This window comes from Arachnia propionica, from assembly GCF_003932785.1.
GTDB classification, from domain to species: domain Bacteria; phylum Actinomycetota; class Actinomycetes; order Propionibacteriales; family Propionibacteriaceae; genus Arachnia; species Arachnia propionica_B.
In genome coordinates, this window is the sequence record NZ_RQYT01000139.1 from 1 (window position 1) to 592 (window position 592).

A 592-nucleotide genomic window follows, 5' to 3' on the forward strand; every position below is an offset into this window, starting at 1 on the left:
GGGTGTGGGGTGAGCCGTGGAGTGTGATGACGGATCCGTCGACGTTGATTTGGAAGCTGCATGAGCAGGGGTATGCTGAGATTTATCTGAAACCTACTTTGATTGCCTGTTCTTTCACCACGTCTGACTGGACGGAGGAGCGGTGGTGATTTCCGTCGTTGATCGAGCTGCTCGCTGGTGCTCGTGGTCCGGCTCGACCAGTGGAGGAGGGGGTCGATGACGTCTTGAGGCATATTTCGTTTGAGACGGCCCGGGGTTGGATTGAGCGTCTGGCGGGGTTGCCTGCTCCAGTGAGGATGCGTGACATTCCGGGGTTGGCGGCGGAGTTCGGGTGGGAGCCCACGAATATCGAATCCCGGTACAGGTATGAGGAGGGGGGGTCCCAGATTGTTCTGGTCATGGGTAATGATGAGACCGGTGAGTTGTCTGACGTCGACTTTGATCTGGTGAGGAACTGGGAGGGGAATCTACTGGGGGATGTGGCGGTGGTGGATTTCTGGCCCAGGTATGTGGAGGCGTTTTGTGGTGCTTGGGGTGAGCCGTGGAGTGTGATGACGGATGTTGACATGATTGATTTCATCTGGAAGTTGCA

1 protein-coding gene is annotated in these 592 nt (G+C 56.6%); it reads left to right on the forward strand.

What is annotated here, in order from left to right:
- Positions 1–290: 290 nt before the first annotated feature.
- Positions 291–592, forward strand: a 302-nt coding sequence (locus tag EII35_RS15590; protein WP_148098976.1) for a hypothetical protein, incomplete at its 3' end; no start/stop codon positions are given.